This window comes from Roseixanthobacter pseudopolyaromaticivorans, assembly GCF_043195145.2.
GTDB lineage: Bacteria > Pseudomonadota > Alphaproteobacteria > Rhizobiales > Xanthobacteraceae > NCEH01.
Genome location: NZ_CM195539.1, coordinates 230,001 through 250,983 on the forward strand (window position 1 = coordinate 230,001; position 20,983 = coordinate 250,983).

General features: G+C 65.6%; 19 protein-coding genes (1 of these 19 running past the window's edge). 9 read left to right on the forward strand and 10 right to left on the reverse strand.

The window, feature by feature from the left end:
* A protein-coding gene (locus V5F68_RS01015) for a CHAD domain-containing protein (RefSeq protein ID WP_394015954.1) crosses the window boundary here: on the reverse strand, window positions 1-319 show its 5' portion. The gene continues 641 nt to the left of window position 1, outside the view; only the first 319 of its 960 coding nucleotides appear in the window; the start codon lies at window positions 317-319; its stop codon lies off the left edge, out of view.
* 271 nt (window positions 320-590) lie between these two features.
* Between V5F68_RS01015 and V5F68_RS01020 the strand changes: the two genes are divergently transcribed.
* The 7 genes from V5F68_RS01020 (at window position 591) to denD (ending at window position 9,575) form a co-directional block, all read left to right on the forward strand.
* Window positions 591-2,837, forward strand: a complete 2,247-nt coding sequence (locus tag V5F68_RS01020; RefSeq protein ID WP_394015955.1) for a TonB-dependent receptor — start codon at window positions 591-593, stop codon at window positions 2,835-2,837.
* A gap of 88 nt (window positions 2,838-2,925) precedes the next feature.
* The gene (locus V5F68_RS01025; RefSeq protein WP_394015956.1) at window positions 2,926-3,606 is read left to right on the forward strand and encodes a Fe2+-dependent dioxygenase; all 681 of its coding nucleotides are present in this window, start codon (window positions 2,926-2,928) and stop codon (window positions 3,604-3,606) included.
* 295 nt (window positions 3,607-3,901) lie between these two features.
* A complete protein-coding gene (locus V5F68_RS01030; protein ID WP_394015957.1) occupies window positions 3,902-5,104 on the forward strand; it encodes a low temperature requirement protein A in 1,203 nt (400 codons plus the stop codon).
* Between the two features lie 92 nt (window positions 5,105-5,196).
* Window positions 5,197-7,023, forward strand: coding sequence for an IlvD/Edd family dehydratase (locus V5F68_RS01035; RefSeq protein ID WP_394015958.1), 1,827 nt, complete (start codon window positions 5,197-5,199; stop codon window positions 7,021-7,023).
* Window positions 7,024-7,032: 9 nt separating this feature from the next.
* Complete coding sequence (locus V5F68_RS01040) at window positions 7,033-7,743, forward strand: GNAT family N-acetyltransferase (protein WP_394015959.1); 711 nt, start codon at window positions 7,033-7,035, stop codon at window positions 7,741-7,743.
* A 66-nt stretch (window positions 7,744-7,809) separates the two neighbouring features.
* On the forward strand, window positions 7,810-8,553 hold the full coding sequence (locus V5F68_RS01045; RefSeq protein WP_394015960.1) for an SDR family oxidoreductase: 744 nt from the start codon (window positions 7,810-7,812) through the stop codon (window positions 8,551-8,553).
* Window positions 8,554-8,597: 44 nt separating this feature from the next.
* A complete protein-coding gene (gene denD / locus V5F68_RS01050) occupies window positions 8,598-9,575 on the forward strand; it encodes a D-erythronate dehydrogenase (RefSeq protein ID WP_394015961.1) in 978 nt (325 codons plus the stop codon).
* Window positions 9,576-9,599: 24 nt separating this feature from the next.
* On the opposite strand, the gene V5F68_RS01055 is transcribed toward denD, so the two are convergent.
* Window positions 9,600-10,055 carry an arsenate-mycothiol transferase ArsC gene (locus V5F68_RS01055; protein WP_394015962.1) on the reverse strand — a complete coding sequence of 152 codons (456 nt, stop codon included), beginning with the start codon at window positions 10,053-10,055 and terminating at the stop codon, window positions 9,600-9,602.
* A gap of 250 nt (window positions 10,056-10,305) precedes the next feature.
* On the opposite strand from V5F68_RS01055, the gene V5F68_RS01060 reads away from it, so the two are divergent.
* Window positions 10,306-11,349 (forward strand): hypothetical protein, encoded by a 1,044-nt coding sequence (locus tag V5F68_RS01060; protein ID WP_394015963.1) that lies wholly within the window; start codon window positions 10,306-10,308, stop codon window positions 11,347-11,349.
* 125 nt (window positions 11,350-11,474) lie between these two features.
* Here the strand turns inward: V5F68_RS01060 and V5F68_RS01065 are convergent, their stop codons facing one another.
* The 7 genes from V5F68_RS01065 to V5F68_RS01095 all read right to left on the reverse strand — a co-directional run bounded on the left by V5F68_RS01065 (window position 11,475) and on the right by V5F68_RS01095 (window position 17,837).
* Window positions 11,475-12,260 carry a succinate dehydrogenase iron-sulfur subunit gene (locus V5F68_RS01065; protein WP_394015964.1) on the reverse strand — a complete coding sequence of 262 codons (786 nt, stop codon included), beginning with the start codon at window positions 12,258-12,260 and terminating at the stop codon, window positions 11,475-11,477.
* 71 nt (window positions 12,261-12,331) lie between these two features.
* Window positions 12,332-14,170 (reverse strand): succinate dehydrogenase flavoprotein subunit, encoded by a 1,839-nt coding sequence (sdhA, locus tag V5F68_RS01070; protein WP_394015965.1) that lies wholly within the window; start codon window positions 14,168-14,170, stop codon window positions 12,332-12,334.
* 1 nt (window position 14,171) lies between these two features.
* The gene (gene sdhD / locus V5F68_RS01075; protein WP_394015966.1) at window positions 14,172-14,573 is read right to left on the reverse strand and encodes a succinate dehydrogenase, hydrophobic membrane anchor protein; all 402 of its coding nucleotides are present in this window, start codon (window positions 14,571-14,573) and stop codon (window positions 14,172-14,174) included.
* A gap of 12 nt (window positions 14,574-14,585) precedes the next feature.
* A complete protein-coding gene (sdhC, locus tag V5F68_RS01080; protein WP_394015967.1) occupies window positions 14,586-14,987 on the reverse strand; it encodes a succinate dehydrogenase, cytochrome b556 subunit in 402 nt (133 codons plus the stop codon).
* Window positions 14,988-15,204: 217 nt separating this feature from the next.
* Window positions 15,205-16,002 carry a hypothetical protein gene (locus V5F68_RS01085; RefSeq protein WP_394015968.1) on the reverse strand — a complete coding sequence of 266 codons (798 nt, stop codon included), beginning with the start codon at window positions 16,000-16,002 and terminating at the stop codon, window positions 15,205-15,207.
* Between the two features lie 80 nt (window positions 16,003-16,082).
* Complete coding sequence (locus tag V5F68_RS01090) at window positions 16,083-16,961, reverse strand: hypothetical protein (protein WP_394015969.1); 879 nt, start codon at window positions 16,959-16,961, stop codon at window positions 16,083-16,085.
* A gap of 192 nt (window positions 16,962-17,153) precedes the next feature.
* Entirely contained in the window at window positions 17,154-17,837 is a 684-nt protein-coding gene (locus V5F68_RS01095; protein WP_394015970.1) for an OmpW/AlkL family protein, read from the reverse strand.
* Window positions 17,838-18,214: 377 nt separating this feature from the next.
* Between V5F68_RS01095 and V5F68_RS01100 the strand changes: the two genes are divergently transcribed.
* The gene (locus tag V5F68_RS01100) at window positions 18,215-19,285 is read left to right on the forward strand and encodes a CE1 family esterase (protein WP_394015971.1); all 1,071 of its coding nucleotides are present in this window, start codon (window positions 18,215-18,217) and stop codon (window positions 19,283-19,285) included.
* Window positions 19,286-19,391: 106 nt separating this feature from the next.
* Here the strand turns inward: V5F68_RS01100 and oxlT are convergent, their stop codons facing one another.
* Window positions 19,392-20,699: an oxalate/formate MFS antiporter gene (oxlT, locus tag V5F68_RS01105; protein ID WP_394015972.1), complete on the reverse strand. Its 1,308-nt coding sequence runs from the start codon at window positions 20,697-20,699 to the stop codon at window positions 19,392-19,394.
* Window positions 20,700-20,983: the final 284 nt, after the last annotated feature.

Here is a 20,983-nt window from a genome sequence, read left to right on the forward strand (position 1 = left end):
GCCTTGCCTGCTTAGCTTCCGCGCTGCCGACGAGGCGGAGTAACGCGCGATATTCCTTGATCGCCTTGCGGGCCTCATGAAGCAGGATCGTCAGGCTTGGCTCACGGAGGGCGGCGTCGACCTTGTTCAGCACCTTGTCCAGCTTGCGCGCCAATGCGGCGCGTGCCTCGGATAAGGAGACGCGCGCCGCGCCGTTTTCCTCGCCGGCCGCTTCGGTCTGCAATGAACGCGCCATCGCTGTTGAATTCCGCATCATGAACGAAACTTGCCACAGATTTCCGCACGCGTCTTCCCCGCAGAAGCGTTGCTGACGCACCATCAAACCCCATACCGAGCCCTTAGATTCAAATTATTCCAATTCGATAAGTAAAGCGCTTTTTAAAACACGTCTAAATACAATGTTTCCAAGATGTATTGAAGTTAATGTTCGAGGTGACCTAAAAGAGGGATGAGAGTCCTGAAGTGTGATTTTCTTAGGGCGATTTTTAGGAGTTTTGGAAATGGGTTCGGCGGGGAACTTCAGCTATGTTCGGGCATCCAAGCATGCGGATTCCAAGCGCTTGGCGCTAAAGGGGTCTTTCGGAGTGACCATGGGGGTCGCATCGGCTTTCGGCGGCCCTGCCTTGGCGCAGCAAGCGGCTACGAGCACCGAACTTGAGCTGCCCACGGTCCAGGTGCAGGACAATACGGGGGGCTTTGTCGCCACCACCACCGGAGTCACGCGGCTTCCGGTGCCGATTTTCGATATGGCGCAGCAGGTTAACGTCGTCACCGAAGAGGTGATCCGCCAGCAGAACGTGACGACCCTGGACCAGGCTCTACGGAATATCTCCGGCATCACCTTCTCGGCCGGCGAAGGCGGGCAGCAGGGCGACAATCCCATCATTCGCGGTTTTTCGGCGCGCGGCGATATTTTCCGAGACGGCATCCGGGATACCGGCTGGTACACCCGAGACATGTTCAATATCGACGCGGTCGAGGTGTTCATGGGGCCCTCGTCCTTCGCCTTCGGGCGCGGTTCGACCGGCGGCGCGATCAACATGGTGTCCAAGCTGCCCAAGGACGCGACCTTCGTGGAAGGGGACGTGACCGGCTACACCAGCCAGGGCTGGCGCACGACTCTCGACGCGAACGGGAAGTACAACGACAGTATTTCCGCCCGTATCAACTTGATGGCGCAGGACATCAACACCGCCGACCGGGATAACGTGACGACCGGCCGGTGGGGGATCGCCCCCTCGGTGAAGGTCAACATCAACGACCGGACGACCATGACGGCGTCCTACTATTACCAATATGAAGATGGCGTGCCGGATTATGGCGTGCCCTATCTGCCGGCCCCCACCACCAGCACTTCACCCGCGAATTTCGGGGCGACGGTCGGCGGCTATTACGGCAATGGGCAGCCCACGTCGCCGGTCCCGATCAATCGCAGCAACTGGTTTGGAATCACCAATGGTCCGTTGCCCGACCGGGTGACCACCAATACCAATGTCGCGACGCTGCAGTTCGAACATGAACTGAACGATTGGGTGACGCTCTCCAACGGCACCCGCTACACTTCGAACGACCGTCTGGCGCGGGTCAGCGCTCCGCGCAGTCTCGGTACAGCCGGCAATGTGGCCTTCAGCAGCCCCTTGGCGGCGCAATACTATAATTATCCGGTTTCGCTCATGACTATCGGCATGCAGCGCTTCCAAACCGAGACCGACAATACCAACCTCACGAACATCACCGACATGGTGGCGAAGTTCAAAACGGGCACGTTCGAGCACACCTTGAATGCCGGTCTTGAAATCGCACACGAGACCCGCTCCCAGCTGCGTTACAACCTGTGCAGCCCCACGGCGGTCATGTGCCGAACCAGCCTCGCAAACCCCATCAATGTCTCGCTCACCGGCGGCGTCGGCGGCTTCACGAACTATATTCCCACCAGCAACGATACCGATATGACCAGCGTCGCCCTCTATGCTGGCGACCAGATCAAGATCAACAAATACTGGCAGGTGATGGCCACCGGCCGCTGGGACAATGCCTCAACGGATTATACGGCCTTCTCGCCGACCACCACGCCGCTGGTTACAAACCTCAACAATAACGCCAGCATGTTCAACTACCGCGTCGGTGCCATCTTCAGCCCGATCGAAACGGTCAATATGTATGTGACCTACGGAACGTCTTCGAATCCGTCTGCGGAATACGGCGTCCTCGACTCCGGCACCGCCACCCTGGCGCCGGAAGTCAACACCACGCTTGAGGCCGGCGTGAAGGCTCAGGTACTGGATGGTCGGGTGGTCCTGACCGCCGCGGCCTTCCAGACCATGAAGACCAACACCCGCGTGCCCTCCGACCCAACCGCCGGCTTGCCGCCCACGGTTCTGGGCGGCGAGCAGGAGGTGCAGGGCATCTCGCTGAGCGCCGGGGGCGCCATCACCGATAAGTGGAACCTCACCGCGAGCTACACCTATCTCCAGTCCGAGATTCTCAGTGTCGGTCCCGGCACGCTGGCCAATCAGACGCAGGTGGGCAAGGAACTCCCGAATACTCCGCCGAACTCCTTCTCCATGTGGACCAGCTACAACTTCACCCCGCAGTTCACGCTGGGCGGCGGAGCGACCTATAATTCGGATACGTTCGCTAACACGACCAACACCGTCTACGTGCCGTCCTATTGGTCTTTCGATGCCATGGCGAGCTATCAGTTCACAAAGAACTTCCAGCTCCAGGTCAATGTCTACAACATCACCGACGAACTTTATTACGCCCAATATTATGGCGGGCAGGCTGTTCCCGCCGCCGGGCGCTATGCCGCTCTGACCGCGCGGGCGACCTTCTGACCTGAGGACACGCCTCCGCAGCACCCGCACCGCCCGGTGACCTCCGGCGGTGCGGGTCTTTTATTGCCGCCTTCCGAGGGTGCCGGCCATGATGATCCATATCCCGAACGTTCTAACGCCCGATCAGGTGGCCCAATGCCGGGCCGTGATGACGCAAGCGGCATGGGCCGACGGACGCGCGACCGCCGGGTTTCAGTCGAGCGCGGTGAAGCGCAATCTGCAATTGCCGGATGCAAGCCGCGAGGCGGCTGAGCTGGGCGCCATGGTGCAGGCGGCGCTGGAGCGCTCGCCGCTGTTCATGTCGGCCGTCCTGCCCAAGCAGATCATGCCGCCCATGTTCAACCGCTATGACGCCGGAATGACCTTCGGCTCCCATGTGGACAATGCGATCCGCGCGGTGCGGGGCACCGGCCTTGCCATGCGCACCGATGTCTCCACCACCCTGTTCCTGTCCGATCCGGACGAGTACGACGGGGGCGAGCTGGTCGTGGAGGATACCTACGGCACCCATGAGGTGAAGCTGCCGGCGGGCGATGCGGTCATCTATCCCGCGACCTCCCTGCACCATGTGACGCCGATCACCCGCGGCTCGCGCATCGGCTCGTTCTTCTGGACGCAAAGCCTGATCCGGGATGGGGGACAGAGGGCGCTGCTGTTCGATATGGACATGGCGATCATCCGCCTGAACCAGGATCACCCCGGCCATCCCTCGGCGGTGCAATTGACCGGCGTCTATCACAATTTGCTGCGCCAATGGGCGGAAGTCTGAGGGAACTCGCCCCCGTGCGCTCAAAATGTTTCATGTGAAACATTGGGTTAGCGCGGACGAACATTGGTTTCGTGACGCTTTTCCGCGCCATGGCGGCGCTCGAAACCGGCATTTCGGCCGAATGTTCGCCGCACGAAACTCCTCCGCGCGGGAAATGTTCGGATTTCCGCCCCGTCCGCCGCTCGTCCGTTTCGCGCTGCACCGCATGTCGATGGACCCCGCTCCTTCTCCCCGCTGTTGACCTTGCCCGCCCTTGTCCGCGAGATGGGCGGGAAGCGCGGCGGGGGAGGCGGGCATGAGCGGGGCGATGCGGAGCATTTTGCGCGAGACCAAGGGCGAGCATCACCGCGTCACCTTCGCGGAGCTGTTCTTCGATCTGGTCTTCGTGTTCGCGGTGACCCAGCTCTCCCACACCTTGCTGCATCATCTCGACCCGCTGGGCGCGTTGCAGGTGGTGTTCCTGTTCCTTGCGGTCTGGTGGGCGTGGATCGACACCGCCTGGGTCACCAATTGGATCGACCCGGACAAGGCGCCCGTGCGCCTCATGCTGCTGGTGCTGATGCTGGCGGGGCTGGTGATGTCCATGTCGCTGCCGGGGGCGTTCGGTGCGCTCGGGCTGGCGTTCGCCTGCGCCTACGCTCTGCTCCAGTGCGGGCGCTCGGCCTATATGGTCTATGCGCTGCGCGACGAGGCGCCGGCGCTGCGGCGCAATTTCCAGCGCATGCTGAGCTGGCATCTGCTGGTCGGCGCCATCTGGATCGCCGGCGGCCTGTCCGGCGGCTCGGCCCGCCTCGTGCTTTGGGCCATCGCCCTGGCGCTTGAGAATGTGGCGCCTTCCCTCGGCTTCTATGTGCCCGGCCTCGGCAAGTCGCGCACCACGGAATGGACCGTGGAGGGCGGACACATGGCGGAACGGTGCGCCCTGTTCGTCATTATCGCGCTCGGCGAATCCATCCTGGTGACGGGCGCCACCTTCGCGGAGTTGGACTGGAGCGCCCTCAATATCAGCGCCTTCCTGGTGGCGTTCCTCGGCACCGTCGCCATGTGGTGGATCTATTTCGACACAGGGGCCGAACGCGGCAGCGCGCGGATCACCAATTCGGACGATCCCGGCCGGCAGGCGCGCCTTGCCTATACCTATCTGCACATGCTGATCGTCGCCGGCATCATCCTGTGCGCGGTGTCCGACGAAGTGCTCCTCGCCCATCCCGGCGACAGACCGGGCGCGCCGGCGGCGGCCGCGATCGTGGGCGGCCCGGCGCTTTATCTGCTGGGTGTCGGCCTGTTCAAATGGCCGCTGCTGCGGCGGTTTCCGCTTTCCCATCTCATCGGGCTCGCCCTCCTGCTGCTGACCTGCGCGCTCATCCCGTTTGCAAGCGCGCTGCTTCTCGCCGCGAGCGCGACCGTCGCGCTGTTCGCCGTGGCGGTGTGGGAAAACATCGCACTGCGGAAAATGGGTGTGATCCCAACGCGAGAATCCGATCCGCAAACTCGTTGATTTCGACGGGGGGCGGGCGCATATATCGAAAAATCAAATCGTTTGAAATCCGGCCGGGCGTCTGTGCCGCGCCGGAGGGACGGGAGACGTCGATGTCGGGAAACGAAATAAGGTCGGGAGATCAACCCGAGTTGCATGGTCGCAAGCTGCGGTCCCAATTGTGGTTCGACAATCCCGACAATCCCGGCATGACGGCGCTTTATCTGGAGCGCTATCTCAATTTCGGCCTCACCCGCGCCGAGCTTCAATCGGGCAAGCCGATCATCGGCATCGCCCAGACCGGTTCGGATCTCTCCCCCTGCAACCGCCACCATATCGAGCTGGCGAAGCGGGTGCGCGAGGGTATCGCCGCCATGGGCGGCATTCCGTTCGAATTCCCGGTCCATCCCATCCAGGAAACCGGCAAGCGGCCCACCGCCGCGCTGGACCGCAACCTCGCCTATCTCGGCCTGGTTGAGATTCTCTACGGCTATCCGCTGGATGGCGTGGTGCTCACCACCGGCTGCGACAAGACCACGCCGGCCTGCATCATGGCGGCGGCGACCGTGGATATTCCCGCCATCGTCCTGTCCGGCGGGCCGATGCTGAACGGCTGGTGGAACGGCGAGCGCACCGGTTCCGGCACCGTGGTCTGGAAGGCCCGCGCCCAGCATGCCGCGGGCGAGATCGACTATGACACCTTCATGGACATCGTCGCCTCCTCGGCGCCGTCGGTCGGCCATTGCAACACCATGGGCACCGCCTCCACCATGAACGGCCTCGCCGAGGCCCTCGGCATGTCGTTGCCCGGCTGCGCCGCCATTCCCGCGCCTTATCGCGAGCGCGGGCAGATCGCCTACGAGACCGGCAAGCGCATCGTCGACATGGTGTGGGAGGATCTGCGCCCCTCCGCCATCCTCACCCGCGAGGCGTTCGAGAACGCCATTCGCGTGAATTCCGCCATCGGCGGCTCCACCAATGCGCCGATCCATCTCAACGCCATCGCGCGCCATGTGGGCGTGAAGCTGGACGTGGACGACTGGCAGAGCGTCGGCCACAAGATCCCGCTGCTGGTGAACATGCAGCCGGCGGGTGAGTTTCTGGGCGAGGAATTCCACCGCGCGGGCGGCATCCCCGCCGTGGTGGCCGAGCTGATCGCCAAGGGCAAGATCCACGAAGGCGCGCTCACCGTGAACGGGCGCACCATGGGCGAGAATTGCAAGGGCAAGTTCTCCTGGGACCGCAGCGTGATCTATGCCTATGACGCGCCGCTGAAGGAGGATGCCGGCTTCATCGTGCTGCGCGGCAACCTGTTCGACAACGCAATCATGAAGACCAGCGTGATCTCGGAGGAGTTCCGCGCCCGCTTCCTCTCCAACAATGACGACCCCGAGGCGTTCGAGGGGCCGGCCGTGGTGTTCGAGGGGCCGGAGGATTACCACCACCGCATCGACGACCCCACGCTCGGCATCGACGAGCACACCTTGCTGTTCATCCGCGGCACGGGTCCGCTGGGCTATCCCGGCGGCGCGGAAGTGGTGAACATGCAGCCCCCGGCGGCGCTCCTCAAGAAGGGCGTCTCGGCCTTGCCGTGCATCGGCGACGGGCGCCAGTCCGGCACCTCCGGCTCGCCCTCCATCCTCAATGCCAGCCCGGAAGCGGCGGCGGGCGGCGGGCTGTCGATCCTGCGCACCGGTGATCGGGTGCGCATCGACCTCAACAAGGGCACGGCGGACATCCTTCTGCCGGATGCCGAGCTTGCCGAGCGCCGCGCGGCACTGGAAGCCAAGGGCGGCTTCCCGATGCCCGCCAGCCAGACCCCCTGGCAGGAAATCCAGCGCAGCATGGTCGCCCAGTTCGACGAGGGCATGGTGTTGAAGCCGGCGGTGAAATATCAACGCGTGGCCCAGACCATGGGCGTTCCGCGCGACAATCACTAGGCGTCCGACATGAGTGAGACCGGTGCCGCCGAGGGCCAGCCCCTCGGCGCAATCGTGGACGGCGGGCCGGCCGCCCGCCCCACGCGGGTGCCGCTGACCGGCCGCCTGGTCCATGTGGTGCCGTTCGATCCGGCCGCCCATGCCGACGCGCTTTACGCCGCCTCCCACGGCGCCGGCGACGCGGCGCTGTGGACCTATCTGATATCGGAGGTCCAGCCCGATCCGCAGGCGTTCCGCGCCGCCTATGAGGCATCGGCGCAGCGGGAGGATCCCCTGCTGTTCGCCATTCTCGACGCCGCGACCGGCAAGGCCATCGGCCATGCCTCCTATATGCGCATCGAGCCGGCGCACCGCGTGATCGAGGTGGGCAACGTGCTGTTCACCCGCGCGCTCCAGCGCTCGCCCAAGGCGACCGAGGCCATGTATCTCATGGCGCGCCACGTGTTCGAGGACCTCGGCTATCGCCGCTACGAATGGAAGTGCGATGCGTTCAACGCGCCCTCGCGCCGGGCCGCGCTGCGCTTCGGCTTCCGTTTCGAGGGCATCTTCCGCCAGCACATGATCGTCAAGGGTCGCAGCCGCGACACCGCCTGGTTCGCCATGCTCGACGAGGACTGGCCGCGCGCCAAGGCGGCCTTCGAGGCGTGGCTGGCGCCTGAGAATTTCGGCCCCGACGGGCAGCAGAAACGCCGGCTGGAGGAGATCCGCGCCGGGCTGTGAACCTCCGCCGCCCGCCGGGGCACCCTCGGGCGCGCAATGCCAAGAACCAAGCCAAGAGGAAATGCCATGAGTGGACGTTTGGACGGCAAGACCTGCCTCGTTACGGCGGCAGGGCAGGGCATCGGGCGGGCGATCGCCGAGGCTTTCCTGGCTGAGGGCGCGCGCGTAATCGCCACCGACCTCGACGCCACGAAGGTTGCCGACTTCAAGGGCGAGCATCGCGCGCTGGACGTGCTGAGCACCGCCGCCGTGGAAGCGCTGGCGGCGGACATCGGCCCGATCAACGTCCTCGCCAATTGCGCCGGCTACGTGCATCAGGGCTCGATCCTGGAGACCAGCGAGAAGGACTGGGACTTCTCCTTCGACCTGAACGTGAAATCCATGCACCGCACGCTGAAGGCCTTCCTGCCCGGCATGCTGGCCCACGGTGGCGGGTCGGTGATCAACGTCGCCTCCGCCGCCTCCTCCGTTCGGGGCGTGCCGAACCGCTATGCCTATGGCGCCACCAAGGCGGCGGTGATCGGGCTGACCAAGTCGATTGCGGCGGATTTCATCACCAAGGGCATCCGCGCCAACGCCATCTGCCCCGGCACCATCCAGTCGCCCTCGCTGGACGAGCGCATCGCCGCCGTCTCGGCCGCCACCGGCCGCAGCCTTGAGGATGTGCGGGCGGATTTCGTCGGCCGCCAGCCCATGGGCCGGCTCGGCACGGCGGAGGAGATCGGCGCCCTGGCGCTCTATCTCGCCAGCGACGAAAGTGCCTTCACCACGGGGCAGATCCACATCATCGACGGCGGCTGGGCGCTCTAGGTCCCGCATTCGCCCGCACGGGGCGCAGCTTCAGGAGTTTCATCATGCGCATTCTGGTTATCGGCGGCGCCGGCATGGTCGGCCGCAAGCTCATCGAGCGGCTCGCCCGCGACGGCACGCTGGGCGGCAAGCCCATCAGCCATGTGACCGCCCAGGACGTGGTCGCCCCCACCCCCATTCCCGCGCCATTCCCCATCGAGGGACGGGTGGGCGACCTCGCCGTGCCCGGCGAGGCGGCAGCGCTGGTCGCCGCACGGCCCGACGTGATCTTCCATCTCGCCGCCATCGTCTCCGGCGAGGCGGAGGCGGATTTCGAGAAGGGCTACCGCATCAATTTCGACGGCAGCCGCGCCCTGTTCGATGCGGTTCGCGCCATCGAGGGCTACAAGCCGCGCCTGGTGTTCACTTCGTCCATCGCGGTGTTCGGCGCGCCGTTCCCGGAAGCCATCGGCGACGATTTCTTCCTCACCCCGCTCACCTCCTATGGCACGCAGAAGGCCATGGGCGAGCTGCTGCTGGCCGATTATTCCCGCCGGGGCTTCTTCGACGGCGTCGGCATTCGCCTGCCCACCATCTGCGTGCGGCCCGGCAAACCCAACAAGGCGGCCTCCGGCTTCTTCTCCGGCATCATCCGCGAGCCGCTGTCCGGGCAGGAGGCGATTCTCCCGGTATCGGAGGACGTGCGCCACTGGCACGCTTCGCCGCGCTCGGCCGTGGGCTTCCTGCTGCATGCCGCGACGCTTGATACCGCGCCGCTGGGCGCGCGCCGCAGCCTGACCATGCCGGGCCTGTCGGTGACGGTGGGCGAGCAGATCGCCGCGCTGCGCCGCGTGGCGGGGGAGCGGGCGGTGTCGCTCATCCGCCGGGCGCCGGACCCGGTGATCGAGCAGATCGTTGCGGGATGGCCGCGCAATTTCGATCCCGCCCGGGCCGTCTCCCTCGGCTTCAAGGCGGAATCCTCGTTCGACGAGATCATCCGCATCCATATCGAGGACGAACTGGGCGGCCAGATCGCCGCCTGAGGGCCCTTGGCGGCTGCCTGGATTTCAGGCGGCCGCCGCGCGCCTGCCGGCGCCGAGCGCGCCGATGGCCGCCCGCAGTTCCGGCAAAAGCCGGCGGTAGGCGAGCCGGCGTTCGTGAATGTCGTCGAGCCGCGAGACATCCTCCATCTGCCAGCAATGATGAAGCCGGTGCTGCGGCCGCAGGGCGCTGCGCGCGACGCTGGCGTGGGCGCTTGAAACCAGCGAGATCACCGCGTCGATATGCGGCGCGCCGGGCAGGGTGAACACCTCCAGCGGCTTGCAGGAGAGCCCGTCGGCCGGCACGCCTTGCGCATGCAGGCATTCCACCGCCGCCATGTCGATCGTGGCATGCGGCGAAAGACCGGCGCTGAAGGCCCGCAGGTGCGGCTGGGTGTGGTTCGAGATGGCCTCGGCCAGCAGGCTGAGACCCGCATTGTCGCGGCACACGAACAGGATCGAAGGTTTCGGCTGCAGCGCCATTCTGAATCTCCCGGCTGTCGCGTTCGGGCCCTCCCCGCACCGAATCGCAGCGCGCACAACCTTAGATAGAGTCTCCGACAGGGCGGTGACGGTGGCCACAGGGCCGCGCAAAGCCTGGGGATTTCGGGTTTTTGGAGGACTGGCGCAGGGGCGTTAACCAAATTGAAGGAAACTCCAGCGATGCATCGTTAAGGCCGGAGGGACACGATTCTGTGAGAGTCCGGGCCTGCCGGCTGATTCGGAGGCTGAAATGGCGAAGAGCGAAGTGACGAGCGCCGAGGTGAGCAAGATCGCTGCCAGGGCCCTGCGCGACCCCGCGAGCGTGACCCCTGAGGAGATCAAGGCGCTGGCTGCATCCGCGCTGACACAGGCTCCTGACAAGAAGGCTGCCAAACCCGCCGCCAAATCCCCGGCAGGAAAGCCCGCCGCGCCGAAGGCATCGCCGGCCAAAGCCGCGCCTGCCGCGACCAAGCCTGCCGCGACCAAGCCGGTATCGGCCAAGACTGCGACCGCCAAGACTGCGACCGCCAAATCCGCGCCGGCCAAGCCCGCAAGCCCCAAGGCGGCCAAGCCCGCGCCTGCCAAGGCTACAGCTCCCGTGAAGGCCGCTGCTCCTGCTCCTGCGAAGGCCGCGTCTTCCAAGGCGCCGGCTTCCAAGGCCAAGACCGCCGCCCCCAAGGTAAAGGCAGCCGAAGCCAAGCCCACCGAGTCCAAGCCTGCAGTGGCCGCCCCCGCCGAGCCCGCAAAGCCCGCAGCGGCGAAGGCCAAGGCAGCAAAGCCGGCGGTCGCCAAGGCGAACCCCGTTAAGGCAAGCCCCGCCAAGGCTCCGGCGGCGAAGGGCAAGGGTGCCAAGCCCGCCGCTGCCGCTCCGGCCCCGGCCGCCGAGGCGCCGGCCCCTTCTGCACCGGTGAAGCCGGCCCCGGCTAAGGCGAAGGCCGTGGCTCCGAAGGCGGCCGCCAAATCCGCCTCCAAGTCCGCACCCAAGTCCGCACCCAAGTCCGATGCGTCCCCGTCGGCCGCGCCGAAAGCCGCCGCCGTTCCGGCAAAGTCGGTTCCGGCGAAGGTGAACGGCGCCAAGGCGCCGGTCGCCAAGGCCAAACCTGCGCCCAAGGCCAAACCGGCACCTAAGGCCGCCGCCGCTCCGGCGCCTGCGGTGGAAGCGGCGCCCGCCGCGACGCCGGCTCCGGCTGCCAAGCCCGCCGCGGCGAAGAAAGCCGCCGCTCCCAAAGCGGCTGTCGCGAAGGCGGCCGCCCCCAAGCGCGCCCCGGCCGCCAAGGCGCCGAAGAAGAGCTGACATCGAAGCGCGAGGATAAGGGGGGCGGATCTCCCGCCCTTCACCCCTCGGCGAGACAATAAAAAACGCGCGGCTCGCACCGCGCGTTTTTTATTGGACCGATGGGCTGAGCCGCAGCGCCGGAATCAGATCTGGCGTTCCACCATCATCTTCTTGATTTCGGCAATCGCCTTGGCCGGGTTGAGCCCCTTGGGGCAGGCCTGGGCGCAGTTCATGATGGTGTGGCAGCGATAGAGGCGGAAGGGATCTTCCAGATTGTCCAGGCGCGAGCCGGTGCGCTCGTCGCGGCTGTCCGACAGCCAGCGATGGGCCTGGAGCAGGGCCGCCGGGCCGAGATAGCGGTCGCCGTTCCACCAATAGCTCGGGCAGGAGGTGGAGCAGCAGGCGCACAGGATGCACTCATAGAGGCCGTCCAGCCGCTCGCGATCGCCCTTGGACTGGCGCCATTCCTTCTCGGGCGCGGCGGTGTCGGTCTGCAGCCAGGGCTCGATGGAGGCATGCTGCGCGTAGAAGCGGGTGAGATCGGGAACAAGGTCCTTCACCACTTCCATGTGCGGCAGCGGATAGACCTTCACCACGCCCTTCACCAGCACCTCGTCCATGCCCTTGGTGCAGGCGAGGGTATTGGTGCCGCCGATGTTCATGGCGCAGGAGCCACACACGCCTTCGCGGCAGGAGCGGCGGAAGGTCAGCGTCGGGTCGATCTTGTTCTTGATGTAGATCAGGCCGTCGAGGACCATGGGGCCGCAATCCTCGCGATCGACATAGAAGGTGTCGAGGCGCGGGTTCCGGCCGTCGTCCGGGTTCCAGCGATAGATGTGGAATTCGGTGACCTTCTTCGCGCTGGCGGGCTTCGGCCACACCTTGCCCTTGGTGATCTGCGAATTCTTCGGAAGGCTGAGCTCAACCATGGGTCATCCTGCTTCACGAGAGCGGCTGCGCCGCCCGTCCGGAACCTCGCGATGAGGGGCGCGGGCGCCCCTCAGTAAACCCGCTTCTTCGGCTCGATGTACTGGATGTCGTTCGACAGCGTGTAGGTGTGCACCGGACGGTCGTCCAGGCGCACCTGGCCGCTCGCCGTGTCGAGATAGGCGAGCGTGTGCTTCATCCAATTGTGGTCGTCGCGGTCCGGGAAATCCTCGCGCGCATGGGCGCCACGGCTTTCCTGGCGGTTGGCGGCGCTTTCCATGGTCACGACCGCCTGGGCAATCAGGTTGTCGTATTCCAGGGTTTCCACCAGATCGGAATTCCACACCAGTGAGCGGTCGGTCACGCCGATGTCCGACGTCGCGTTGAACACGTCGTGGATCAGCTTGCTGCCCTCGGCGAGAATCTCGCCGGTGCGGAACACCGCGCAATTGTTCTGCATCACCCGCTGCATGCGGCCGCGCAGCTCGGCGGTGGCGGTGGAGCCCTTGGCGTTGCGGAAATGATCGAGGCGGGAAAGCGCGAGATCGGCGCTGTTGGCGGGCAGCTCGCGCTGCTTCTCGCCGGGTCGCACGGTTTCCGCCGCGCGCAGGGCGGCGGCGCGGCCGAACACCACGAGGTCGATCAGCGAGTTCGAGCCCAGGCGGTTGGCGCCGTGCACGGAGACGCAGGCCGCTTCGCCGATGGCCATCAGGCCCGGCACCACGGTGTCGGGATCGCCATTGGCCTTGTTCAGCACTTCGCCATGATAGTTCGTGGGAATGCCGCCCATGTTGTAGTGCACGGTCGGGATGATCGGGATCGGCTCGCGCGTCAGGTCTACGCCGGCGAAGATCTTGGCGCTTTCCGAGATGCCGGGCAGGCGCTCGTGCAGGATCGCCGGGTCGAGATGGTCGAGGTGCAGGAAGGCGTGGTCCTTGTTCTTGCCGACGCCGCGTCCCTCGCGGATCTCCATGGTGATGGAGCGGGACACCACGTCGCGCGAGGCGAGGTCCTTCGCCGAGGGGGCATAGCGCTCCATGAAGCGCTCGCCCTCCGAATTGGTCAGATAGCCGCCTTCGCCGCGCGCACCCTCGGTGATCAGGCAGCCCGATCCATAGATGCCGGTCGGGTGGAACTGCACGAATTCCATGTCCTGCAGCGGCAGGCCGGCGCGCAGCACCATGGCGTTGCCGTCGCCGGTGCAGGTGTGGGCGGAGGTGGCGGAGAAATAGGCGCGGCCATAGCCGCCGGTGGCGAGCACCGTGGTGTGGCCGCGGAACCGGTGGATGGTGCCGTCGTCCAGCTTCAGGGCGATCACGCCGCAGCAGCGGCCGTCCTCGTCCATGATCAGGTCGATGGCGAAGAATTCGATGAAGAACTCGGCCTTGTGCTTCAGCGCCGCGCCGTAGAGCGTGTGCAGCATGGCGTGGCCGGTGCGGTCGGCCGCGGCGCAGGTGCGCTGGGCGGTGCCCTTGCCGAAATGCGTGGTCATGCCGCCGAACGGGCGCTGGTAGATCTTGCCGTCCTCGGTGCGGGAGAAGGGCACGCCCCAATGCTCCAGCTCATAGACGGCGGCCGGCGCGTTGCGCACCAGATATTCGATGGCGTCCTGGTCGCCCAGCCAGTCCGACCCCTTGACGGTGTCGTACATGTGCCATTCCCAGCGGTCCTCGCCCATGTTGGAGAGCGAGGCGGCGACGCCGCCCTGGGCTGCCACGGTGTGGGAGCGGGTGGGGAACACCTTGGTGATGCAGGCGGTGCGCAGCCCCGCCTCGGAGCAGCCGACGACCGCCCGCAGGCCGGCGCCGCCGGCGCCCACGACGATCACGTCATAGGTGTGGTCGGTGATGGGATAGGCCGCGCCGTTGATGCCGGGGGCGGCTGAGCCGTTGGTTCCGTTGGTTTCGGCCATCTCAGCCTCCCAGGCTGATCTTGAGCACGGCGAACGCACCGGCGAGGCCGACCGCAACCGTGAAGAAGGTGTTGGCGATGATGCAGAGCACCTTCGCGCCTTCGTTATGGACATAATCCTCGATCACCACCTGCATGCCGATGCGCATGTGGGTGGTCACCGAGAGCAGGGTCAGCAGAATGATGACGGCGATCACCGGGCTGCCGAGCGCGGCGCGCACGGTGGCGTAGCTCTCGCCGGCGAGCGAGATCACGATCGCGATGAAGGCGATGGCCAGCAGCAGATTGGCAAGGCCGGTGACCCGCTGGACGAAGAAATGTTCCGTGCCGGAGCGGGCGGAGCCGAGCCCGCGCACGCGGCCGAGCGGCGTGCGCATGGGGGAATGCGCCTTGGGACTGTGCATGATGCTGTCTCCTCAGCCCTTGACCGCAAGGCCGATCGCCCACACCACCAGGGTGAGGACGATGGAGCCGGCGAGCGTCGCCTTGGCGAGCAGCACGCGCTCCTTCGGGCCGAAGCCGATGATGAAATCCCACATGAAGTGGCGCACGCCGCCGAGCGCGTGGTGAATCAGCGCCCAGGTGAAGCCGAGCAGCACGAGCCGCCCGATCCAGGAGCCGGCCACGGCGGCGAAGGTGCCGTACGCATCGGGGGAGCCGGCCGCGGCCAGAAGCCACCAGACCAGCAGAACGGTGCCAAAATACAGCGCGCAACCGGTGATGCGGTGCACGATGGACATCACCATCGTGAAGAGCGGTCGGTAGACCTGTAGATGGGGAGAGAGCGGGCGCTCGATACGCAGCGGGCTGTCGGCCATGGGCCTCCTCCGAAAATCGAACGATCAGGTATCTCAATCGTCGGCAGTTCGCAACGATTCCAAAGGCGGGTTTGCATCCACGCGCGGAAAATGCCGCAATGCGAGGAAGCCTTCGCCGTCCCGGGGTCAGGCGAGATTGCGCCGCCATGTTACGACCCTTGCGGCCGGCTGCGCCAGTGGCTGGTGCAGCAGGTCCCCTCAACAGGTCGCGTGCGCCTCACGCTGCGGGGCATGGCAGGATCGGCGGCCACCAGGGATTTGGAGCCGGAACATCGAAGCGCCGCCGCAACTCGGCAATAAAAGGCGCGACGAATGCGTGCGAGTGGAACGCGTTCGCGTAGCTCGTCAACAGATCGGCGTCCCAGCGGATGTTCGGCGTGCAGCCGCACGTGCGCGGATCATGCCACGCCCCGTTTGCGTCAACCACTCTGACCTCGCAGCCGCAGATCACCGCTTCGCGCAGCACATTGCTGTAATGGTCGTAGGAATAGAGCGTATGGGTGCGGCGCAACGTATCACCGAGCGCGGCCATGTCGGGCGTCAGGTCTTCCAGAGGCTGCAGCTCGAGCCCTTGGGGCAGCGGAATTTTTTCCGCCAGATGCCGCCCTTTGTGCTGGAAGGAACAATCGAGGGTCTTCGGCACCGAGGGGTCGGGATAGATGTGCGCCGGATCGACCAGACCCATCCAGAGCACGCGCTCAAGCCCGATGTGCGTTCCAACGGCGCTCTGCACCGCCGCCAATTTTTGCCGATCGTAGAGGAAAACCATCTCCTCATCCGCGAAATGGGGATCGCCTCCGAGCAGGCCGGGAACGTTCAGCGCCCAGCGGACCACCCGTTGGGCTTCGTGCGGATTGCCGTGAACGACTTCCGGATAGACAACGATGCTGTCGGCGACGGGCCCGTCGTGCGGCAGGCAATTCCACGCGGGCAGCGGTGCTCCGGCATCGCAGAGCATGGCGCTTGGATAGCCGCATGTGTTGAGATGATGGCACAGGCGGAACAGCGCCCGCACGCCGGAACTGCGGTGGGTGTAATGGGGCGCCCAGATCAGAAAGGTCTTCGGCGTGTGCTGCAGGATCTCGCTCCGCGTCGTCACGCGGGGCTCCGATAGGCCGGAAAATAGCCCTGCGTGCCACTCTTTCCGGAGCACAGTTCGGCATAGGCCTGATGGTCGTTCACGATCCGTATCATGTGGACCGGTTCCATGCGGTTCGCCCATCGTGACTTGAAAACGCGCAATCCAATGCCACCGCCATCGGGCATCCCGCCCGTGAACAGTTTCAAATTGTGCGTGCGCACGTGGTTCTGCAGCGCGTGCATCAGCAGATAGCTGGCGTTCCACTGCAGGCCGTCGCTACTCGGTACGATATGCAGGATTTGCAGCATGTCGGCGAAAACTACGCCGCAGGCCATGGCACCGATGCGCTCGCCGGATCTGACGCGGAAGAATACGCTCTGGTCCAGGGCCGCGATGGCCGCGAAATGGCTTAGATCCATGTCGAACAGGCCTCCGCCGAGGCCGCGCCGCTCTTTGAGAGCGGCATAAAGGGCGACGATGGCGAGGCGTTCGGCGGGGTCGACCACCAGCTCAAAACATGCGGTGCGGGCGCACCCGTCGAGCCGCGCCTGCGCCCGCCGACTCAACGGCGGCTCAGGCAAAGCGGGATCATAGACGAAATGATGCTTCAGGAGCGTGGCGTCGCAACCGCTTGGACGATAGCCGGGTTGGCAGAGGATGGTCAGGGTAACGAGATGGCGGAAATCATGATGCAGCGCCTCGATCTCGCTTTGTCCTCCGATCCAAAGATAGGGCCAGGGCGAGATGCCGTCGCTGAGCCCGGTGCCGGGGATGGCGCGCCGCAGGATGACCAAGCGGCCGCTGGCATGGGCTTCCGCGGCGCCGACGTGGGCGAGTCCGGCTGCATAGGGCAAGGTATTGAACGGACATTTGTTTTCAGGGAAGGCAAGCACGGTCCGGAGCGCTTCTTGTTCTTATTCAAATGTGGATCTTAGCCACAACAAGCGCGCGGTCCATCGCTTCCAGCACGGGACGCGTGCGGCATCTCAGCACCGCAACCGCAAATAAAAAAGCGCGGGACGAATCCCGCGCTCAGGTTCCTGGCTGTACGCCCCGACCGACGGACGCGGCCGGCGGCGCGGTCGTCAGAAGCGGTAGGTCACGCCCGCGCCGATCAGCCAGGGATTAAGATTGGCGGTGCCGGCCAGCGGCAGGGCGCCGGGAGCGGTGGTGACCGTGAAGTCAGGCTCCAGGAAGAGCTTCTTCACGTCGATGTTCACGCCCCAATGCTTGTCGATCATATAGTCGAAGCCGGCCTGGAGGGCCCAGCCGAGCGTGTTCTTCACGTCCACCGAGTACACGTCCTTGGCGTCCTGATTGAAGAACATGGTGTAGTTGATGCCCGCGCCCACATAGGGCTTGAAGGGGCCGAAGTCGGTGAAGTGGTATTGCAGCATCAGGGTCGGGGGCAGGAGCCACACGCGGCCCACATTGGTGCCGGCCAGAGAGCCCTGACCATAGATATTATGCGGGGTCACGCCGAGGACCAGTTCCGCAGCGATGTTCTTCGTGAAGAAATAGCTGATGTCCAGTTCCGGCACGACCGAGTTGGAATAGGACAAATCGGAGAAGGGAACGTTGTTCACGTGGCCGCTGTCATTCGGCAGCACGGCGAGCGCCCGCAGGCGGATCATCCACGGGCTCTGCTCGACCACCGGAGCCACCGGCGCCTTCACCGGCGTATAAAGGTCCGCCGCATTGGCGCCCGTGGTGACGACCAGAGCCGCCAGACCTGCAAGGGCCGCCCGGCCCCAATTTCCCATGCCCATTTGAAAAGCCCCTGTTAAGAATCCGTAGGGGCAAAGTTGACCCGCAAAGCCGAGGCGGATTTGAGCGAAATCAAAAACGCGTGTCCATGGCCGGCGCTGCCGCATTGCCGTGACTTTTTGGCAACATTTTGAACGGTACTAACGTAGCGCATCGCGCGGTCGTGTGCTGCCCTTCACCGACAAAATCATCACGATGCCTGGAGCCTTGACGCCCTTCGGTGTCTAAGAGAGCGGGGCACGGCACGAGGTGAGGCCGCATCACGCGCCGGGGGAACCGGATCGCGCGTGCGGCAGGGAATGAATGCATGCGGTGTGGTTGCGCGGCGCGGTGGCCGCTTTTGAGCTTCGGTCGGGTCTCGGATCGGTTTTGGAGTCGGTTGCTGGGGCTAGTGCTGCTGGTGCTGTCCGGCTTGCCCGCCCTGGCGCAGAACGCCGTGCGCGAACGCAGCATGCAGGTGGGCGAGGAGAAGCGCACCTATCTGTTGTCGCAGCCCGTGGGCGTCACGGGGCCGCGCCCCACCATCATCGCCCTGCACGGGGCGGCCCAGACCTCCCAGAGCTTCAAGGGCTATTTCGGGCTGGAGCCCACCGCCACGCGGGAAGGGCTGGTGGTGGCCTATCCGCAGGGCATCGGGCGCGTGTGGGATGATTCGCGCCCGGCGGCCATGCGCCTGAAGGCGGCGCTGCGGCCGGGCGAGGACGTGCCGTTTCTGCTGGCGCTGGCGCAGTCCCTGGTGGCGGAAGGCATCGCCGATCCCAACCGCATCTATCTGGTCGGCATCTCCAACGGCGGCTTCATGGTGGAACGCATGGCCTGCGAGCATGCGGAAACCTTCGCCGCCTATGCCGTCATCATGGCCACGGCGCCCGCCAATGTGCGCGAAAGCTGCCGGCCGGCGCGCGCCGTGCCCATCATGTTCATCCACGGCACGGCCGATCCGGTGATCTCCTGGGACGGCTTCTGGACCCCGCTCGGCGCGACCCTTTCCGCGCCGGACAGCGCGGAACTGTTCGCCAAGGCCAATGGCTGCGGCGGCACGCAGGTGACGCAGCTGCCGGATCTCGCGCCGTTCGACGGCACCCGCATCTCAGTGCGCCGCTGGGAGGGCTGCCGTGATAATGCGGAGGTGGCGCTTTTTCGGGTGGAGCGCGGCGGACACCAGCCGCCGGCCCGGGTGGAGACCACCGGCGAACTGGCGCAGCCGTTCCTCGGCCTGCGCAGCCAGGACATGGATTCGGGCGAGGAGATCTGGGCCTTCTTCTCCCGCTTCACCCTGGCCCCGCCTCCTGTGGCGGGCGCGCCCTTCGGGGCGGGCCTCTCCTTCGCGCCTGGCGGCCAGGGCACGCATCCCGCACCCTCTGCGGCCGGCGGCCGGCTCGACGTGCCGCTGCCGATGCCATCTCCGGTGAAGAATTCCGCCGCCGCAAAGCCGGCCGGCGCGCAATAGCCAGCCTTCACATGCAAAAGGCCGGCGCACGGGCCGGCCTTTCGAATCGGTGACCGGCTGGCCGGCCAGAAAGAGACAGGGACCGGCCTGCCGGTCCCCGATTGTGTCAGGGCGCGGTGCGCTCGGTGGTGAAGGCCTTGGGCGCCGAGTCCACCTGGGTCGCGGTGCGGGCGAAGATGCGTGCGCGCCAGGGCTTCAGGATGAACATGGCGAGGAAGGCGGCCGTCAGGTTCAGCCCGACCGAGATCGCGAACACCATCGACCAGCCGTAGGCGGCCGCGACGATGGAAGCGATCGGCACCATCAGCGCCGCAGTGCCCTTCGCGGTGTAGAGCATGCCGGCGTTGGTGGAGGCGAACTTGGAGCCGAACGTGTCGCCGCAGGTGGCGGGGAACAGCGAGTAGATCTCGCCGAACACGCCGAAGAACAAGGCCGAGAAGATCACGAACACATAGGGATTGTGGCCGTTATAGACCAGCATCAGCAGCGAGCCGGCGGCGATGGTGAAGGCGATGAACATGGTGTTCTCGCGGCCGATGCGGTCCGACACCCAGCCGAAGAACGGGCGACCGAAGCCGTCCAGGATGCGGTCGAGCGAGATGGCGAAGGTCAGCGCCGCCATGGTGACGCCGAACAGGCTCACCGGCACGTCGGCGACCTTGAAGTCGTGGGCGATGGGGCCGATCTGCGCCGCCGCCATCAGGCCGCCGGCCGCGACCATCACGAACATTGCGTAGAGCAGCCAGAAGATCGGGCGCCCCAGGGTCTGGCGGGGGGTGTATTCCACCGCGCTCTGAACCACGCGGCTCTTCTTGGGGGCGGGGCCCATGGAGCCGTGGGGATGGCGCAGCAGCAGCGACAGCACCAGCACGATGGCGCCCTGGCCGATGCCGAAATAGAAGAAGGCAGCCTGGTAGCCCTGAACCTGGATCATGTGGGCGATGGGCATGACGGTGAGGGCAGCGCCCGCGCCGAAGCCGGCGGCGGTGATGCCGGCCGCAAGACCGCGATTGTGGGGGAACCACTTCAGCGCATTGCCGACGCAGGTACCGTAGACCGAGCCGGCGCCGATGCCGGCCATGACCGCGCCCGTATAGAGCATGGCGAGGGAGGTGGCGTAGGAGTTCATCACCCAGGCGCCGGCGATCATGATGCCGCCGAAGGCCACCACGAGGCGCGGGCCGTAGCGATCGACGAACCAGGCCTCGACCGGCACCAGCCAGGTTTCGGTCAGCACGAAGATGGTGAAGGCGGTCTGGATGGCGGCACGGCCCCAATGGTGCTCGGCCTCGATCGGATCGACGAACAGCGTCCACCCGTATTGGAGATTGGCGATCATCGCCATGCAGATCACGCCGAAAGCGAGCTGGAACCAGCGCTGCGTCGCGACTTTGGACTGTTCGGCTTCAACCATGGCTATCCTCGTTCGTTTCCTCTTGGGCGGCCATTCTGGGTGGCCTTAGGGACCCGTCCGCCCGCACTCTGGGGTTTGGAATTACCCGCGCGGTGCGCGGTCATCGCTTGATCCTGTCCGACGCGAGGCCCCGGCGAATTCGGGCTTCCAGCGCCATCGGTATTTGGCATGCCAGATACGCAGAAGCCGGAGCACAGCAGACGATGCGCCGTCTTGCAAGTCGTGCCGTTACGAAATGTGCATTGAGATCAAAGGTTTACCTAAGGTCCGCACGTAACGGCATG

Bases quoted from the DNA above. Each gene is read 5' to 3' on its own strand.
- V5F68_RS01020 (WP_394015955.1), top strand. From the start codon at position 591: ATGGGGGTCGCATCGGCTTTCGGCGGCCCTGCCTTGGCGCAGCAAGCG.
- V5F68_RS01025 (WP_394015956.1), top strand. From the start codon at position 2,926: ATGATGATCCATATCCCGAACGTTCTAACGCCCGATCAGGTGGCCCAA.
- V5F68_RS01030 (WP_394015957.1), top strand. From the start codon at position 3,902: ATGAGCGGGGCGATGCGGAGCATTTTGCGCGAGACCAAGGGCGAGCAT.
- V5F68_RS01035 (WP_394015958.1), top strand. From the start codon at position 5,197: ATGTCGGGAAACGAAATAAGGTCGGGAGATCAACCCGAGTTGCATGGT.
- V5F68_RS01040 (WP_394015959.1), top strand. From the start codon at position 7,033: ATGAGTGAGACCGGTGCCGCCGAGGGCCAGCCCCTCGGCGCAATCGTG.
- V5F68_RS01045 (WP_394015960.1), top strand. From the start codon at position 7,810: ATGAGTGGACGTTTGGACGGCAAGACCTGCCTCGTTACGGCGGCAGGG.
- denD (WP_394015961.1), top strand. From the start codon at position 8,598: ATGCGCATTCTGGTTATCGGCGGCGCCGGCATGGTCGGCCGCAAGCTC.
- V5F68_RS01055 (WP_394015962.1), bottom strand. From the start codon at position 10,055: ATGGCGCTGCAGCCGAAACCTTCGATCCTGTTCGTGTGCCGCGACAAT.
- V5F68_RS01060 (WP_394015963.1), top strand. From the start codon at position 10,306: ATGGCGAAGAGCGAAGTGACGAGCGCCGAGGTGAGCAAGATCGCTGCC.
- V5F68_RS01065 (WP_394015964.1), bottom strand. From the start codon at position 12,260: ATGGTTGAGCTCAGCCTTCCGAAGAATTCGCAGATCACCAAGGGCAAG.
- sdhA (WP_394015965.1), bottom strand. From the start codon at position 14,170: ATGGCCGAAACCAACGGAACCAACGGCTCAGCCGCCCCCGGCATCAAC.
- sdhD (WP_394015966.1), bottom strand. From the start codon at position 14,573: ATGCACAGTCCCAAGGCGCATTCCCCCATGCGCACGCCGCTCGGCCGC.
- sdhC (WP_394015967.1), bottom strand. From the start codon at position 14,987: ATGGCCGACAGCCCGCTGCGTATCGAGCGCCCGCTCTCTCCCCATCTA.
- V5F68_RS01095 (WP_394015970.1), bottom strand. From the start codon at position 17,837: ATGGGCATGGGAAATTGGGGCCGGGCGGCCCTTGCAGGTCTGGCGGCT.
- oxlT (WP_394015972.1), bottom strand. From the start codon at position 20,699: ATGGTTGAAGCCGAACAGTCCAAAGTCGCGACGCAGCGCTGGTTCCAG.